The organism is Paraburkholderia bonniea (assembly GCF_009455625.1).
Lineage (GTDB): Bacteria > Pseudomonadota > Gammaproteobacteria > Burkholderiales > Burkholderiaceae > Paraburkholderia > Paraburkholderia bonniea.
This window is the reverse complement of sequence record NZ_QPEQ01000001.1, coordinates 737846-753773: the sequence shown is the minus strand read 5'-3', so window position 1 is coordinate 753773 and position 15928 is coordinate 737846. Positions and strand designations below refer to the sequence as shown.

The 15928-nt window shown below is 58.4% G+C and carries 16 protein-coding genes; 8 read left to right on the top strand and 8 right to left on the bottom strand.

Translation table 11 applies throughout. The annotated features are described in order from the left end of the window. The first annotated feature begins 111 nt into the window (after positions 1 to 111). From GH656_RS18015 to GH656_RS03310, 4 genes are all read left to right on the top strand, one after another. A complete protein-coding gene (locus GH656_RS18015) occupies positions 112 to 342 on the top strand; it encodes a hypothetical protein (RefSeq protein ID WP_246184193.1) in 231 nt (76 codons plus the stop codon). 54 nt (positions 343 to 396) lie between these two features. Next, complete coding sequence (locus tag GH656_RS03320) at positions 397 to 1311, top strand: DUF6531 domain-containing protein (RefSeq protein WP_281349632.1); 915 nt, start codon at positions 397 to 399, stop codon at positions 1309 to 1311. Between the two features lie 71 nt (positions 1312 to 1382). Then, the gene (locus GH656_RS18010) at positions 1383 to 1682 is read left to right on the top strand and encodes a hypothetical protein (RefSeq protein ID WP_246184191.1); all 300 of its coding nucleotides are present in this window, start codon (positions 1383 to 1385) and stop codon (positions 1680 to 1682) included. 359 nt (positions 1683 to 2041) lie between these two features. Next, positions 2042 to 2557 (top strand): hypothetical protein, encoded by a 516-nt coding sequence (locus GH656_RS03310; RefSeq protein ID WP_153074571.1) that lies wholly within the window; start codon positions 2042 to 2044, stop codon positions 2555 to 2557. 98 nt (positions 2558 to 2655) lie between these two features. On the opposite strand, the gene gloA is transcribed toward GH656_RS03310, so the two are convergent. The 5 genes from gloA to GH656_RS03285 form a co-directional block, all read right to left on the bottom strand. Continuing rightward, on the bottom strand, positions 2656 to 3042 hold the full coding sequence (gloA, locus tag GH656_RS03305; RefSeq protein WP_153074570.1) for a lactoylglutathione lyase: 387 nt from the start codon (positions 3040 to 3042) through the stop codon (positions 2656 to 2658). A 94-nt stretch (positions 3043 to 3136) separates the two neighbouring features. Continuing rightward, positions 3137 to 3997 carry a 16S rRNA (adenine(1518)-N(6)/adenine(1519)-N(6))-dimethyltransferase RsmA gene (rsmA, locus tag GH656_RS03300; RefSeq protein ID WP_153074569.1) on the bottom strand — a complete coding sequence of 287 codons (861 nt, stop codon included), beginning with the start codon at positions 3995 to 3997 and terminating at the stop codon, positions 3137 to 3139. Between the two features lie 10 nt (positions 3998 to 4007). Beyond that, complete coding sequence (pdxA, locus tag GH656_RS03295; RefSeq protein WP_153074568.1) at positions 4008 to 5030, bottom strand: 4-hydroxythreonine-4-phosphate dehydrogenase PdxA; 1023 nt, start codon at positions 5028 to 5030, stop codon at positions 4008 to 4010. 2 nt (positions 5031 to 5032) lie between these two features. Continuing rightward, entirely contained in the window at positions 5033 to 6397 is a 1365-nt protein-coding gene (locus GH656_RS03290) for a peptidylprolyl isomerase (RefSeq protein WP_484555865.1), read from the bottom strand. A gap of 74 nt (positions 6398 to 6471) precedes the next feature. Continuing rightward, positions 6472 to 8838: an LPS-assembly protein LptD gene (locus GH656_RS03285; protein WP_153074566.1), complete on the bottom strand. Its 2367-nt coding sequence runs from the start codon at positions 8836 to 8838 to the stop codon at positions 6472 to 6474. Between the two features lie 207 nt (positions 8839 to 9045). On the opposite strand from GH656_RS03285, the gene GH656_RS03280 reads away from it, so the two are divergent. Both GH656_RS03280 and murU read left to right on the top strand, forming a co-directional pair. Next, positions 9046 to 10083 (top strand): aminoglycoside phosphotransferase family protein, encoded by a 1038-nt coding sequence (locus tag GH656_RS03280; protein WP_153074565.1) that lies wholly within the window; start codon positions 9046 to 9048, stop codon positions 10081 to 10083. Between the two features lie 3 nt (positions 10084 to 10086). Then, positions 10087 to 10833 (top strand): N-acetylmuramate alpha-1-phosphate uridylyltransferase MurU, encoded by a 747-nt coding sequence (murU, locus tag GH656_RS03275; protein WP_153074564.1) that lies wholly within the window; start codon positions 10087 to 10089, stop codon positions 10831 to 10833. Between the two features lie 121 nt (positions 10834 to 10954). On the opposite strand, the gene GH656_RS03270 is transcribed toward murU, so the two are convergent. Then, complete coding sequence (locus tag GH656_RS03270) at positions 10955 to 12847, bottom strand: ABCB family ABC transporter ATP-binding protein/permease (protein WP_153074563.1); 1893 nt, start codon at positions 12845 to 12847, stop codon at positions 10955 to 10957. Positions 12848 to 13106: 259 nt separating this feature from the next. On the opposite strand from GH656_RS03270, the gene GH656_RS03265 reads away from it, so the two are divergent. Then, the gene (locus GH656_RS03265; RefSeq protein WP_153074562.1) at positions 13107 to 13502 is read left to right on the top strand and encodes an acyl-CoA thioesterase; all 396 of its coding nucleotides are present in this window, start codon (positions 13107 to 13109) and stop codon (positions 13500 to 13502) included. A gap of 27 nt (positions 13503 to 13529) precedes the next feature. Here the strand turns inward: GH656_RS03265 and GH656_RS03260 are convergent, their stop codons facing one another. Further along, positions 13530 to 14024 carry a nitrate reductase associated protein gene (locus tag GH656_RS03260; protein WP_153074561.1) on the bottom strand — a complete coding sequence of 165 codons (495 nt, stop codon included), beginning with the start codon at positions 14022 to 14024 and terminating at the stop codon, positions 13530 to 13532. A 131-nt stretch (positions 14025 to 14155) separates the two neighbouring features. Between GH656_RS03260 and fdhD the strand changes: the two genes are divergently transcribed. Then, positions 14156 to 14977 carry a formate dehydrogenase accessory sulfurtransferase FdhD gene (gene fdhD, locus GH656_RS03255; protein ID WP_153074560.1) on the top strand — a complete coding sequence of 274 codons (822 nt, stop codon included), beginning with the start codon at positions 14156 to 14158 and terminating at the stop codon, positions 14975 to 14977. Positions 14978 to 15114: 137 nt separating this feature from the next. On the opposite strand, the gene GH656_RS03250 is transcribed toward fdhD, so the two are convergent. Beyond that, positions 15115 to 15885: an enoyl-CoA hydratase gene (locus tag GH656_RS03250; RefSeq protein WP_153074559.1), complete on the bottom strand. Its 771-nt coding sequence runs from the start codon at positions 15883 to 15885 to the stop codon at positions 15115 to 15117. Positions 15886 to 15928: the final 43 nt, after the last annotated feature.

The following is a 15928-nucleotide window of genomic DNA, read 5'->3' as shown; positions in this document are numbered from 1 at the left end:
CCCCATCAAAACATCAAAGCGCCAGTCGTTTTTAAGATTTATCGCATTGCCGTAGTCAATCAGTCCTTTTAGGGTGCTTGGGCGTCAACAAGTACAACCATAAGGACGACGATGAAAAAAATCCCTGAGAGAGCAAGCGGCATAATCAGCCGCTTGCTGGCCATATTCATTTTGCTGATGGTGTCGTTTGGCGCGAATGCCGGCGACGACTGTTCCGCACTCTATGCCCAGTCTGGCGCAATGCCAGGCAGCCCCACCTGCCAGCTAAACGTTGTCAGCAATACCCCTGGCGGCTTGGGCAATTACGCCTGCCTCAATGATCTCGCGCTGATCCGCGAATGATGCACCGCCCCAGCAGCAGACGAAACCGAACAAAGTTGCCCAGTCGCTGACCCGGTGTATCCGGGCAGCGGTGCCGTGACGCTCACGGAAGCCGACTTCGTGAGCGGCGACGACCTGCCGCTGTACTTCACCCGAACCTACCGCTCAAAACCGCGCGCCAGCAATGCCAGCGCAATGGGTCCAGCCTGGTTTCATAGCTGGCAACGGCATCTCGATCTGACTAACGCGAACCACAGCCGTACCGCAAAGGTGCTGGCTTACCGCGAAAACGGCGAACCCATCACGTTTAACTGGAACGCAGGTGCATGGCGTACCCCCGGTTTTACAGGCCTTGCACTGACACGAAACGGAAGCGAAAGCGGAAACGCGAATGAAGCCGCCTGGACGCTGACCAATCTGCAAACCGACACCACCGAATCGTATTCCGCCCAAGGTGTGCTGCTAACGGAAAGCACCCGGACAGGCTTTGTCCGCACCCTGAGCTATGACAGCTCAGGCCTGCTCAGCACGATCACACAGCACGCCATCGGCACAGATGCCCGCAAGGACATCACGCTCAGGCTCGATTACGACGACAAACGCCGCCTGTCACGCCTGAACGATCCGCTGGGCCGCCTGACCCAAAGCCTTTCTGCTTACAAAGGCTCCGGTGATTTCGCAGTGATCGTGCTAAATCCAGACCCATTCAATTATTTCCATTTTCATTTTGGCAAACATCCGGGATTCATCATTGAAGCAAATCGTAGCGACAATGATTTTTTTGAAATTCTGATGAAAGATCCGGGTGATAGCCCTGCTGACGTCATTGGCTTTTATTCTGAGCAGTATGTGGTTTTACCGCTTTCAGGGGAATGGTTTATGTACGCCGATCGTGGCTGGGATTGGGGCACCGGTGTATTAATAACCGGGCCGCCAGATGTAATGAACGTCGCACGCCAAGCCTTTGCTTTTTATGAGAATCCTGGATGACCAAAATACGCCGACTGCCGACTTCATCCCAATCGGAGCACGTCGTCCAACACTCAAAATCAGGCTGCCAAATGAGCGCAATTGACTTTATCAAGCAAGAATCCGAATTTAAACCTCTGTGGCAACGAGCAGCGATGGAGGTCGAAATGCTTCGGGGCAAGCGTCCAAAGGAGTTGCTATATTTCGACTCTGTTGATCTCCAGACTCAAAAATTCTTTGAGCTTGTACGTAAATTACTAGCGTTGAAAGGCGCAACTGATTTCGCCACTTTAGTTTTGAAGCCTGATCCATTCAGCTATTTCAATTTTCATTTTGGCAAATATCCAGGCTTCATCCACAAGGCGGAAAATACCGATGACGAATTTTTCTGATTTTTACATGAAGACCCTGGTGACAATCTGGCCGACGCGCTGGGGTTCAACTCGGAACACTATGTGTTGTTACCTATACCCGGAGACTGGATTATCTTTGGTGACAGGTCGTGGGGTACCGGAGTGTTCTATGGCTCACCGGATATCATGGAATTTGCAAAAAATTTCTATCCGTATTTTTTAACGCCCCCAGAGCGCTTCCGGATTCAACCGTAGTCGATTAACTAAAGTGAAGCGGTGCGAATAGCCCACCTGACCAATAAAACTATTTACACTACCCCACTGAATATTTTCCATCCTATCTGACGCCAACAAGCACCAAACTAAAATCAGATAAAAAAATCTCAAAATGATGATTAATGACTAAGCTTGATTACATTTACGATCGTGAAACATTTACACCGCTATGGAATCGCGCAAATACCGGCGTCCAGCTACTTGCAGAAAAACCGCGCGAAGATTTATTGTATTTCGGCTCGGTTGATATTGTGACACCTTATTTATTCGAGCTCGTTCAAAAATTACTCAAATTCAAGGGAGAGACAGATTTCGCAACAGTAATTTTAAAACCAGACCCATTTAGCTACTTCCATCATCATTTTGGCAAATATCCAGGCTTTATTACCAGGCCATGCAATACCTATGATGAATTTTTTGATTTTATGATGCAGGATCCCGGAGATAGCCCAGCGGATGCGCTTGGTGTAAACCGGCACTATTACGTGCAATTTCCTAGCAATGGCGACTGGATCATTTTTGGCGATGATTCATGGGGCATCGGCATGCTCTACGGCCCACCAGACATCATGGAATGCGCAAGAAATTTTTATCGATTTTTTAAAAAACCTCCCGAAGATTATAAAATTCGGCTGTAGTTAAACAGCTAACTCGAAAGAGTGCAAATAGTCCGCTTAACTAACCCAAACCATTTGCACCCAGCCACTGAATACCCCCGATCCAGCACCCCGCAATCTCAAACTTTTTTCTGAATAAATTCGATCTTGTAGCCGTCCGGATCGGTGACGAACGCAATCACCGTGGTGCCATGCTTCATCGGGCCGGCTTCGCGCACAACCTGGCCGCCTTGCGCGCGGATCGCATCGCATGCCGCGTATGCATCCTCAACCTCGATGGCCAGATGGCCAAACGCATCGCCCATGGTGTATGCGGAGGTATCCCAGTTGTGGGTCAATTCGATCACTGTGCCGTTTTGCTCGTCGGTATAGCCCACGAAGGCGAGCGTGAATTTGCCCTCGGGATAATCTTCGCGGCGCAGCAGCTTCATGCCGAGCAGGCCGGTGTAAAACGCGATCGAACGATCAAGGTTGCCTACGCGAAGCATCGTGTGTAGCAGGCGCATATGTGTTCTCCAGTTTCCAGTTACGACGTAACGAGGCCGTGAATGTACCCGGAAACGGGTTTTACCGCCGCCCACCCGCTGGCGATGAACCGCTCTAAACGTCCTGAGTACCCGGCACAGGCGGCAGCGGCGCACCCGACGCCATCACCTGCTGTGCCACTCGCACATATTCGTCAACCGGAATATCTTCGGCGCGGCGCGCCAGATCAAAACCCAGCGCGTCAAAATCCACCAAATCGCGAAACGCCGCCAGCGTGTTGCGCAGCATCTTGCGCCGCTGCGAAAACGCGGCGCTCACCACCGCGCCAAGCGTCACGACATCGACGGCGGGCCGCTCGCCAGGCGCGTAAGGAATCATCCGCACAATCGCTGAGTTCACCTTGGGTGGCGGCTGAAAGGCTTCGGGTGGCACATCGAGCAGCTTGTCGATCACATAGCGATGCTGCAGCATCACCGACAAGCGGCTAAAGGCCTTGGTGCCAGGCTCAGCCACCATCCGCTCCACCACCTCGTTTTGCAACATGAAATGCTGATCGAGCACCACCGGTGCGAACGCGCTCAGATGAAACAGCAACGGGCTCGAAATGTTGTACGGCAAATTGCCGACGATGCGCAGCGTAGGTTGCGGGCCTGGCAGCGCCAGCGCACCAAAATCAAACGCCAGCGCGTCTCCAGCATGTAGCTCAAGCCGCTCACCGAACTGTTTTTGCAAACGCCCAATCAGGTCGCGGTCGAGTTCAACGGCATGCAACGGTGATTGCGGGCTGGCGAGGCGTTCGATCAGCGGCTTGGTCAACGCGCCCAAGCCTGGTCCGATTTCAACCATGCGCTCGCCTGGCTGCGGACGAATGACGTCGACTATCGAATCAATCACGCCTGTGTCGACGAGAAAATTCTGCCCGAAACGCTTGCGGGCAAAGTGGCCCTGATGTTGCCGGCTAGGTGTGTGGGTCATTGAGAAAACATTAATCCTGGTTCGTCAGCCGACGGCGGTTACGCGCCATCGTGACAGCGGTATCAATAGCGGCAATAAAACTGCCAACGTCGGCGGTGCCGGTGCCAGCCAGATCAAGCGCAGTGCCGTGATCGACCGAGGTGCGGATGATCGGCAGCCCGAGCGTGATGTTGATGCCTGCGCCAAACGTCGCGTACTTCAGCACGGGCAAGCCTTGATCGTGGTACATCGCCAGCACGCAATCTGCCTGATCGAGATAGCGTGGCTGAAACAGCGTGTCTGCCGGGTAGGGGCCGCGCGCGTCAATTCCAAGCGCCGTGGCGCGGGCCAGCGCGGGCGTAATCACCTCGATTTCTTCGCGCCCCAGATAGCCGTTTTCGCCTGCGTGCGGGTTGAGCCCCGTCACCAGAATGCGCGGCTGTGGCAAGTCAAACAGATGGGATAAATCGTGATGGATGATGCGTAGGGTTTCGACCAAGCCATCCGTGGTCAGTGCGGCGGGCACCGCTTTCAGCGCCAGGTGGGTGGTGGCCAGCGCCACCCGCAATGGCCGCGGGCTGCCGTTGCTGACCCCCGCCAGCATCATCACCACCTGAGGCGTATGGGTACGCTCAGCGAGGTATTCCGTGTGGCCGGTGAACGGCACGCCCGCATCATTGATCGTGCTTTTTTGCAGCGGTGCGGTCACGATCGCGTCGTAGTCACCGGCCAGCGCGCCATCAATCGCGGCATCCAGCAAATCCAGCACATAACGGCCATTGGCTGGATCGAGCCGCCCCGCTTCGGACACGGCACCTAGCGGACGAGGCTCGATGCGCACGCGCTTGAGCGCAAACGCATTCCAGTCGATGCCCACTGCCCGGGCGCGCTGCACGAGCAAATCGGCATCCCCCAGCACAGTGAATTGAACCTTCGGCCACAACGCAGCCGCGGCGACCAGCGCTTGTGCGGCAAGCTCAGGACCTACCCCCGCAGGTTCGCCCGTGGTGATCGCAATCTGTAACGGCCCACGGGACGACGCGGTGGCAGGCATATTTAGCGCGCGGCTGGGCCGTTCAGTGCGCCTGGCTTGATATCGACATAGGCGGTGTCGCGCAACTCGCGCAGCCAGTCGGAATAAGCCTGTTCAGCCTTGCGCTGGCCGATGGCCTGACGCGCCATATCCATCTGTTGCGCGACCGAGCCTTCCGACTCGCGGCGCGCCAGCACCTGGATCAGGTGATAGCCGTACTCGCTGCGCACCGGGCCACTGATCTGGTTGTCCTGCAAGCTGTTCATGGCGCGCTCGAATTCCGGCACGGTCTCACCTGGACTAACCCAGCCAAGATCCCCGCCTTGCGAAGCCGAACCATCCTGCGAGTACGTCTTGGCAAATTTGCTGAAATCACCGCCCGCTTCAATTTCACGCCGGATTTCGAGCAGCTTTTGACGGGCAGCGGGTTCTGGCATGCCTTCACCGACACGCAGCAAGATATGGCGCACATGGGTTTGCATGAGCTTTGGTGCATCGCCTGGCGTCATGCCCTTGCCCGCGCGGCGCTCAACCAGACGCACGATTTCAAAACCATCGCCCGTACGGATCAGTTCAGGATTGACCTGGCCGGGACGCAGCGTGGCGGCTGCGCTAACGAAATCAGCCGGCAACTGCGACGGTGGCAAAAAGCCCATGTCGCCGCCCTTGGCGGCATCGCTGGCTTGCGAATTGGCCTTGGCCAGCTTTTCAAACGAAGTGCCGCTCATAGCCTGCGCGAGCAAGGCCTGCGCTTTTTGCTGAGCCGCTTCGAGATCGGTTTGCGCGGCATTCAGCGGGGCCTTGACCAGAATGTGTTCGAAGCGCAAATCGTTCAGCAGGCCTGCATTCGGGCCACGCTGACTAGCGATGTAGTTCGCCACTTCGGCGTCTGACACCGTGATCTTGCTATCTACGTCTTTCTCCCGCAGACGCGAAAGAATCATCTCGGTTCTGGCGTCGCCCACGAAAGTCGCCCATGGCACGCCACGCGCTTCGATCTGCGCGCGGTAATTGTCGAGCGTCAGGTGGTTCGCCTCAGCCAGCTTGCCAAGGGTTTTCTGTAACTGGTCGTTATCGATACTGATGCCTTCTTCACGCGCCTTTTGCAACTGGATACGCTCCAGCACCATCTGGCTCAGCACCTGCTGACGTAGCTGATCCAGTGGCGGCAGCGGCGCATGTTGCTGGTTGAGCCGCTGGGTAATCAGGCCCTCGCGCTCGTCAAGCTCGCGCTGGGTAATCACGCCGTTATTCACCACGGCGGCGATGGTATCGACCATCCGGCCAGGACTGGCATTCAGTGATTGGGCAGAGGCGGGCTTCGTCAGCAAAAACGATGCGCTCGCGGCAAGGCCGGCGATCAGCACGGCTAGACGGAATTGTTTGATGGCTATCACAGATACTCCAGTGGGACCAGGCACGTCGCCGGTCTTTTCGCATTTGATGAATGACCCGATGCCCGTCATTCGTAGTTAGTGAAACGCGCCTGTGGCGGCAACGGCGGCGGTAACGGTACATACCCCGGCACGCTGGCACGGAACGCGGAAACGAGCCCGTTATCGACGCTCGACAACCCTTTCAGCGTCAACTGGGCCAGCACCCGGGTGCTCGACACCTGGGCACCCAGCGTATTCACCCCGTTGGCATAGCGTTGCAGCCCAACCCCTAGCGCCCAGCAATCGGCATCGTATTGCAAGCCGATCAGACCATCGACCACCCGCTGTCCGCGCACATCGTAATTGATGCGACCCACGCCGTACACCCGATGCGTAATCGGCCATTGGCCCGACATCAGGATCTGGTTGATCGGAGTGTTGCTCAACGTGGTGTTGGCACGCGTGTAGCGGTACGCAAGATTGAGCACCTTGCTGGTCCCCGGACTAAAACCAAAACCTACGCTGGCCTTGACCAGCTGGTTATTGTCCACGTTGTACTGAAACGCGGTTTCAGAGGCGAAACCCGCGCCCAGCTTCAGCGAAGCCCCGGCAATCAGATCCGAGTGCTTGGCCTGGGTGATGTTTTGTCCCGGAAGCAGCGTGACGCGCTGGCCTTCGAAGTAATACTGCTGGGCCAACACGAAGCGCGCGCGCTCGTCACCCGTGGTCGGGTTGATAAAGCGCGAGGTAAGCGCGGTAGTAAGACGGTTGGCGTCGGCAATGCGGTCGTTACCGACGAAGGTATTCGGCTGGAAGATTTCTGCCATGCCGAAGTCAGACTCGGCGGTATCGAACAGTGGCGCAGACGACTGGTCGCGGTACGGCGTGTACACGTAATACAGCCGGGGCTCGAGGGTCTGGATAAAGTCCTGGCCGAAAAGCCGGATTGAGCGGTCGAAAATCAGCCCGGTATCGAACGACAGCGTCGGGATGGATTCGGTGAAATTCTTCGGCTGGCCCACGGGTGCCGTGGATGAAATATTGCTCAGGTTGTACGACGCAAAGTGCCATTGCACCTTCGGCGTGACGAAGTAACCTGGGCCCACCACCGAGTACGCCAGATAGGGATTGAAGACGACACGCTCACCTTCGGTGGCATCCGCCGTAGTAATGCGGAACCTTGAATAGTCGGTTTCCGCGCCGAAATCAAAGCCGTGGACGTTGTACTTCGCATACTTGACGTTCAGTTGCGGCTCACGGCCATATGGCGCGGTTGACGGCGACAGCGTCTGCCAGTGTTGCTGACGCGCCAGCACCGACCACGGGCCGTTGTTATACGTGACTCCGGCTTCCTGCTGGTACAGCAACTGCGTGCCGTTCAAAAACTGGTTCGCCGACGACGCCAGATCTTCCGGATAGGTGTTGTCCGACACCTTGTTGTAATAAATGTAGCCACCAAAGCCATTGCCGAAATTCTGGTTGTGCTGGATATACAGCGCATAGCGGTTGGTGTGGGTAATCCGGTCATTCGGCAGGAATTCGCCGGTAATCGACCCCGTGTAACTGGGCGATAAATAACGAAACGTGGCCTGCATCTGGACACCGCGCTTGCTGAGAATCCGGGGCGTCACGGTCAGGTCGCGGTTCGGCGCGATATTGAAGTAATACGGCGCGGCTAGCTCAAAACCATTGGTTGAGCTCAGCGAGGCGATCGGCGGCAGGATGCCGCTACGGCGCGCGCCCGAAAGCGGAAACGACATCCATGGGCTGGCAAATATCGGCACGCCCTGGAAAAACAGCGTGCCATTGCGCACTCCGCCCTCGTCAGCCCCCGTGTCAAAAACAAACTCGCTGCCCTTGATATACCAGGCCGGATCAGTCGCGCACTGACAGCCGGTATAGGTGCCGCGAGTGAACACCGAGCGCTCGCTATCAAGCAGATCGACCCGCTCCGCGCTGCCAGAGCCGCCCGTCACATTGAAACGATACTTCGGCGCGGTCATGAAGCCTTCACTCGACTCGACCTTCAAATGCGCTTCAGGGCCAGCGAAGGTATTGCCGTTATTAATGATCCTCACCTGGCCGTAAGCATCGGCCATGTCGGTGTCTTGATCGTAGTGCAGCGCATTCGCCTTGATGACCATCGTGTTGCGGCGCACTTCTGCCGTGCCTTGCGCAGCCATGTCCTGATCGGCGGTAGCGCTCACCAGGTTACCCAGCAGAAAAACCGCTGGCTGCTGACCGCTAGCCAACGGATGTTCTTCGAGCTGAGGTGCCAGCCGCAGGCCCCACGGGGCATCAAGCACTTGCGGCTGGGCCGCCGCACCTGTCAGTTGAGCTTGCACCAGCGCAGGAAGAAGACCCGGCACGGCCATCAAGGCCACCACCAGGCGTCTTTTGCGCGGCACGCGATCACAACAGGAAATCGTTCTGGAAAACTGTCTGGGCGGCATGTAGTCGGGTTTGGCGAAGCAGCCTGCCGCTCACGCAATCAGACCGCGGCTGCCGCGATGGCAGACACGCGAGTCTTAAAATAACGCACGGGCGATCAGGCAAGCAGGCAGACGGGATGCGGGAAGGCTGGCGCGAATCGCGTCAAAAAAGTCGTGGGGTATTATATGGCAATACGTTGTCCCTTCTGATTTTGCCCCCCGGTTTTCATGCCTCCCTCCAGCAATCCTCCCTCTGCCGACTCCCGTCTCGAACAACTCTGCGCCTGGCTGCACACCGTCGCACCCCGTTACGGCCTGAATCTTGCCTCTTTGGCCCCCGCTTCCGCCGACGCCAGCTTTCGCCGCTATTTCCGGGTCACCGCGAGCCACCAGGGCCAGCCCACGCTAATCGCCGTTGACGCCCCGCCGCCAGAAAAATCCCGTGAATTCGCCGCCATCGCCAAGCTGCTGCAAGCCGCTCAGGTGCATGTGCCCGATGTGCTGGAGGCCGATTTCGAGCACGGTTTCATGCTGCTCACCGATCTGGGCACAGCTTCTTACCTGAGCGTGCTCAACGGCAACAATGCCCGCCCGCTGATGCGCGACGCGCTTGACACGCTGATCCGCTGGCAATTGAGCACCCGTGACAACGTGCTGCCACCGTTCGACGAAGCGTTCTTGCGCCGCGAGATGGAATTGATGCCCGAGTGGTTCATCGGGCGGCACTTGGGCCGCGAGGTGGATGACGTGACGCGCGGCCTGCTCGACCGGACCTTCGCGCTGCTGATCGCCAGCGCACGCGCGCAACCGCAAGTATTCATGCTGCGCGACTTCATGCCGCGCAATCTGATGCAGGCTACGCCCAACCCTGGCGTGCTCGACTTCCAGGACGCGGTGTACGGGCCCATTACCTACGACGTCGCCTCGTTGCTGCGCGACGCGTTTATCAGTTGGGATGAAGCGTTCGAGCTGGATTGCTTTGTTTATTACTGGGAGCGCGCCAAAAAAGCTGGGCTGCCCGTTGATGCTGATTTCGGCGAGTTCTACCGGCAACTCGAATGGATGGGCCTGCAACGGCATATCAAGGTGCTGGGGCTTTTTTGCCGGATTCATCACCGGGATGGCAAGCCGCAGTATCTGCAGGATTTGCCGCGTTTTCTCGGCTATGCGCGCAAAGTTGCCGAACGCTACCGGCCACTCGGGCCATTTGCCAGGCTGCTCGACGATCTGGAAGGGCGCGCCACCGACATCGGCTACACCTTCTAGACCATGCCCCCTCCGCTCACCACAGCCATGATCTTCGCCGCAGGACGCGGCGAGCGTATGCGCCCCTTGACCGACACAACGCCAAAGCCGCTGCTCGAAGCGGGCGGCAAACCGTTGATCGTCTGGCAGATCGAACGGCTCGCGCGAGCAGGCATTCAAACCATCGTGATTAATCACGCGTGGCTGGGCCAGCAAATCGAAGAAACCTTAGGTGACGGTTCGCGCTGGCAGGTCCGCTTGCGCTACTCACCCGAGCCCGACGCGCTTGAAACCGCCGGAGCCATTGCCCAGGCGCTACCGCTGCTGGAGGATAGCGCTGCGCCAGCGGTCTTTCTGGCGGTCAGTGGGGATGTCTATGCTGATTTCGATTACGCCCAGCTTGGCGCGCACAGCGTCAGGCTGGCAGGGCTAGCGCAGCCTGGCATGCATCTGGTGATGGTGCCGAATCCAGCGTTTCATCCAGAAGGCGATTTCGGCCTGGTGGACGGGCAGGTTTCGCTGACAGCGCCATCGCGCCTCACCTTCGCCAATATCGGGCTGTATGACACGCGCATGTTCCGCACTTTGCCGCCCGGCACCCGTTGCGCGCTCACACCGTATTACCGCGAAGCCATCGCCCAACAGCGGGTCAGCGGTGAGCTTTACACCGGGCTGTGGGAGAACGTCGGCACGCCCGCGCAGCTTCAGGCGTTAGACCAGCGCCTCACGGCGTCACACCCGTTGCACGTGCCTCCGGGTCCGCTCGCCTGAGCTGATCGAGCGGAACAGCGGGGATTTCCCTTCGGTTTCGTCTTTCGTCTTTCACCACCGGCAAACGGCTAGAACAGCAGGCTTGCCACCCGCCGCCCTCACCGCTGCTGCTTATTTCCGCCTACTCCTTCGCGCGGCTAACACTCCCATCAACCACAACCTCAGCACCTTGCGCCGCACGCTGCTGCAACGCCCACATCTGGGCAAACAACCCATTCGCGCGCAATAGCTCGGCATGCGTGCCGCGTTCAACGATCCGGCCTTTATCCATCACGATGATCTGCTGCGCATGAACCACCGTCGACAACCGGTGCGCAATGATCAGCGTGGTGCGCTCACGCGCGATCTGGTCCAACTCATGCTGAATCGCGCGCTCGGAACGTGAATCCAGCGCCGACGTGGCTTCGTCAAAAATCAGGATCGGCGGGTTCTTCAGCACGGTGCGGGCAATCGCCACGCGCTGCTTCTCGCCGCCCGAGAGCTTCAGCCCGCGCTCGCCCACCGGGGTGTCATAGCCCTGAGGCAACCCTTCGATGAACTCGTGAATATGCGCGGCACGGGCCGCCGCCAGCACCTCTTCGCGCGTCGCCGATGGCCGGCCATAAGCGATGTTGTAGTAAATCGTGTCGTTGAACAGCACCGTGTCCTGCGGCACGATGCCAATCGACGCGCGCAGCGAATCTTGCGCGACGTCGCGGATATCTTGCCCGTCAATCCTGATCGCGCCGCCACCGTCCCGCTCCAGATCGTAGAAGCGGAACATCAGGCGCGCCAGCGTCGACTTGCCAGAACCGCTGTGGCCGACCACCGCAGTGGTCGTGCCTGCAGCAATCGTGAAGTTCACGTCATGCAAGATCGTGCGGGCCGGTTCGTAGGCAAAGCGCACGTGTTCGAAGCGCACCTCAGCGCCCCGCACCACCAGCGCCGGTGCAGCGGCAGCATCGGGCACTTCGCGCGTGACGTTGAGCAGCGTGAACATGCGGTCCATGTCGGTCAGGCTTTGCTTTAACTCGCGGTACACCGCACCAAGAAAATTCAGTGGAATGTAGAGCTGCAACATGAAGGTGTTGATCAGCACGAAGTCGCCCAGCGTCAAATGCCCAGCCATCACGCCCTGGGTGGCGCGCCACAGGATAAACACCAGCCCAGTGCCAATAATCGCCTGCTGGCCAAAATTCAGTACGGAAAGCGAGTTTTGTGACTTGATCGCGGCGCTGCGATAGCGCTTAAGGTTTTCGTCGTAACGTTCGGTTTCCCAGGCTTCATTGCCGAAGTATTTAACCGTCTCGTAGTTCAGCAGCGAATCAATCGCCCGTGAATTAGCCCTTGAATCCAGATCATTCATGGTGCGGCGAAAATGCGTGCGCCACTCGGTGACCTTGATCGTGAACGTGATGTAAGTGGCCAGCGCGATAAACGTGACGATCGCGTAATAGGCCTCGTATTTGACGATGAAGAACCCCAGCACGAGGCCAACTTCGACCAGCGTCGGCAAGATGCTGTAGAGCGAGTACGAGATCAGTTGGGTAATGCCGCGCGTGCCGCGCTCGATATCGCGCGACATGCCACCGGTTTGCCGCTCAAGGTGAAAGCGCAGCGAAAGCGCATGCAGGTGCTGGAACACTTTGAGCGCCAGCTGGCGCACAGCGCTTTCGGTGACCTTCGAAAACAGGATCTCGCGCAATTCAGTAAACAGCGAAGTCGATAGCCGTACCCCCGCATACGCCACCACCAGCAAACCCACACCGCCCAGCAACACGATCGCGGGAGCCTGTTCGGTACGGCCCAGCGCGCTCAGCGCCTGCACCGACGACAAACTATCCACGATGTGTTTCATCACGATTGGCACACCGAGGTTCGCCACCTTCGCGCCAATCAGGCAACTGAGCGCCAGCGCGACGCGCCATTTGTACGTGGCGAGATACGGCAGCAGCGAAAGAATGGTCTGCCAGTCGCTGCGTGGAGTTTGAAGCGGAGGAGATTTAGATTGAGATGAAGCGGAAGAGCTGCGCATAAGACTCGGCTGGAGGGGAGATAAGTGAGGCGAAGGAACCGCAGACTGGGGTGACGCGCCCGGCTAGCCATGGCGCTTTCCCGTACAATTCCTGGCCGCCGTATTGTCGCAGAAGCAACCTGGCAGCGCTTTTGCGAAGCTGGCCCTCCCACCAGAAACCGCACTATGTGCAAGCCGCGTATGAGCTGCATACAAGCTACGTATGAGCCACGTATAAGCCATACACACCACCGCTGCCTCTGCTTTTCACGAGCTCCTCATGACTGATCCCCACGACCTGCCCATTACCTCTCCCGCGCTGCGCGTGATGCCCCAACCGTCTGACGCCAACGTGCATGGCGACGTGTTTGGCGGCTGGATCATGGCGCAGGTGGATATCGCCGGCTCGATTCCCGCAAGCCGCCGCGCCAATGGCCGGGTCGCCACCATCGCGGTGAATTCGTTTGTGTTCAAGCAACCGGTATTTGTCGGCGATCTGCTGAGCTTTTACGCCACGATCGTCAAAACCGGCCGGACCTCGATCACAGTGGATGTCGAGGTGTACGCCCAGCGCATGAGCCTCACGCAGGACGTCGTGAAAGTCACCGAAGCCACGCTGACCTACGTCGCCACCGATAACAACCGCCGCCCGCGTGAATTACCGCCGCTTGGCTGAGGGCTGCGGCCCCAAGCTCACGGCAAGTTACTGCTGCAGCAAACCAAACTCTTTAAGCGCGGGAATGAAATCGTGATTGGCCCGGGGCTTGCGTGACAGCTTGGCTAGCACGTAGCGCTGAAACGGTGCGAGTGCAGCCCATTGCCCCGCATCCGGCACCCTCACCTCAGCCAGCGCCGCCTGCTGGATCACTTCGGGCGGAATCGCAGCGGTGTCGCGCCAGGCCGGGGCCAGCTCAGGAGCAAACGGCTCAGGCGCGCCGCCATTGCCGAAGGTGTTAAGCAGCGCGCCTAGCGTGCAGGCAAACTCCGGCGTCTGCGCTGCAACAGGACGAGGACGATCCTCAACCGGATAACACGCTAATTGCTGGCGTGCGGCGTAAGGCAGTTGCTGCCACTGCTCCAGCGAGATCCTCAGCCCACAACGGTCGAGATTAAAGCGGACAGCCAGCGGGATAAACGTCAAGTTCTGCGACGATGCAATTTCGAAGTTAAACAGCAGCGGTTCAGCGTTGAGTTTCATCAGAATGACCTCCTCTTTGACACCATTAGCACCATTGGCACGCCGCATGACGGGCGGCGTATTTTAGAGCCTGTGCCACATGCCCCACATGCCCCTGCTGCAAGGGCGGCTGAAAGCAAGGAGTGACGCAAATGACGCAACAGGAAACCGAGGGGCCAACCGGCGTCATCGCATGCCAGGTCAGACGGCATCGTAACGGTGAGATTGCAACGCTGACCGATCAGATTGGCCAGGAATGGCCGGTGGCACTGGTGTTCAACGGCATTTCGCACGCGGTGATGATGGCCACGCCATGCGACCTGGACGCTTTCGCGGTCGGCTTCGCCGTATCAGAAGGCATCGTGGCCAACGGCCGTGAGATTCAGGATATCGAGGTCGTGCTGCATGACGGCGAGCTGCCGCATGCGGAAGTTCATCTGACGGTGTTGCAGCAAGTCTTCGCGCAACTGAAGGAAAAACGCCGTGCGCTAGCGGGCCGTACCGGCTGCGGGGTGTGTGGCATCGAAAGTATCGGTTTGCTGGATCTCACGCCTGAACGCATTCCCGATACAGGTTTTCTCACCCGCCTCGCCCCTGATGCACTCGCGCATGCCGCACGTCACCTGCCCGCTCATCAGGCGCTGACGAAGCTCACCGGCGGCCTGCATGCAGCGGCCTGGTGCGATGCCAGTGGAGCGATTCAATACGCGTTTGAAGACGTCGGCCGCCATAACGCGCTCGATAAACTCATCGGCCATCTGGTGCTCAAGCGGATCAATACGCACGAAGGCTTTGTCTTTCTTTCCAGCCGTGCCAGCTACGAGTTAGTCCGCAAGGCCGCCCGGGTGGGTATCCCAATGCTGGCGACCATTTCCGCGCCGTCATCACTGGCACTGGCGCTAGCCCGTCAGGCGGGTCTGCGGCTAGTCAGCTTTTGCCGTGAAAACGGTTATGTCGATTACGGCACGGTTTGATTCACTGTCGTAAGCGCAACCGCAATTACAACCGCAATTACAAGCGCAATCACATTCGCCACCACCAGCGCGCTGCCGCCCGCCGCTGCTACCTCAAACGCTCAGCAGCACAGGCGGACAAGCAAACTCCAGCCCCCTCAATCAAACTGGCTGAAATCCGGTTTGCGTTTTTCAAAGAACGCTTTGAACGCTTCACGCGCCTCCGGGGCCAGCAACATTCTGGCGAAGTGCAATGCTTCATCCGTCATCTGGGTCTGCAGCTCGTGCTGGCTCGCGCGCTTCATCAAAGCCTTGCTCACCCGGAGCGACGAAGCCGGCAACGCCGCCAGCTTCAACGCTTGCCGCTGCGCAAACGCAGCCACTTCAGCCGCAGGCAGCAGCCGGTTCACCAAGCCCATCCGGTGCGCTTCGCGCGCATCAAAGGCCTCGCCCAGCAAGAGCTTTTCCGCCGCCAGCTGATAACCCGCCACGCGTGGCAGCAACAGGCTCGAAGCCGCTTCCGGGCATAGCCCGAGCTGCGTGAATGGCAACGAAAACATCGCGGTATCAGCGGCATATACCAGATCACAGTGCAGCAGCAGCGTCGTGCCCACGCCGACCGCCACGCCATCCACAGCGGCAACCAGTGGTTTTTCTGCGGTACTGATCGCCCGCAAAAACTGAAACACCGGGGCGTTCTCGCCCACCGGCGGTGACTTCGAAAAATCTTCCAGATCGTTGCCCGCACTAAAAATGCCCGCGCTGCCGCGAAGCAAAATCGCGCGCACTGTCGTGTCGGTTTGCGCGCCAACCAGCGCGTCAGCAAGTGTCTGGTACATCGCGGCCGTGATCGCATTCTTCTTTTCCGGCCGGTTGAACGTCAGCGTCAGCACGCCATCGGCGCGCTCAACCAGAATATCCATCGTCATCTCCTCACCCCTCCAATGAAAAACGGCTCGCAGAGCTACTGCT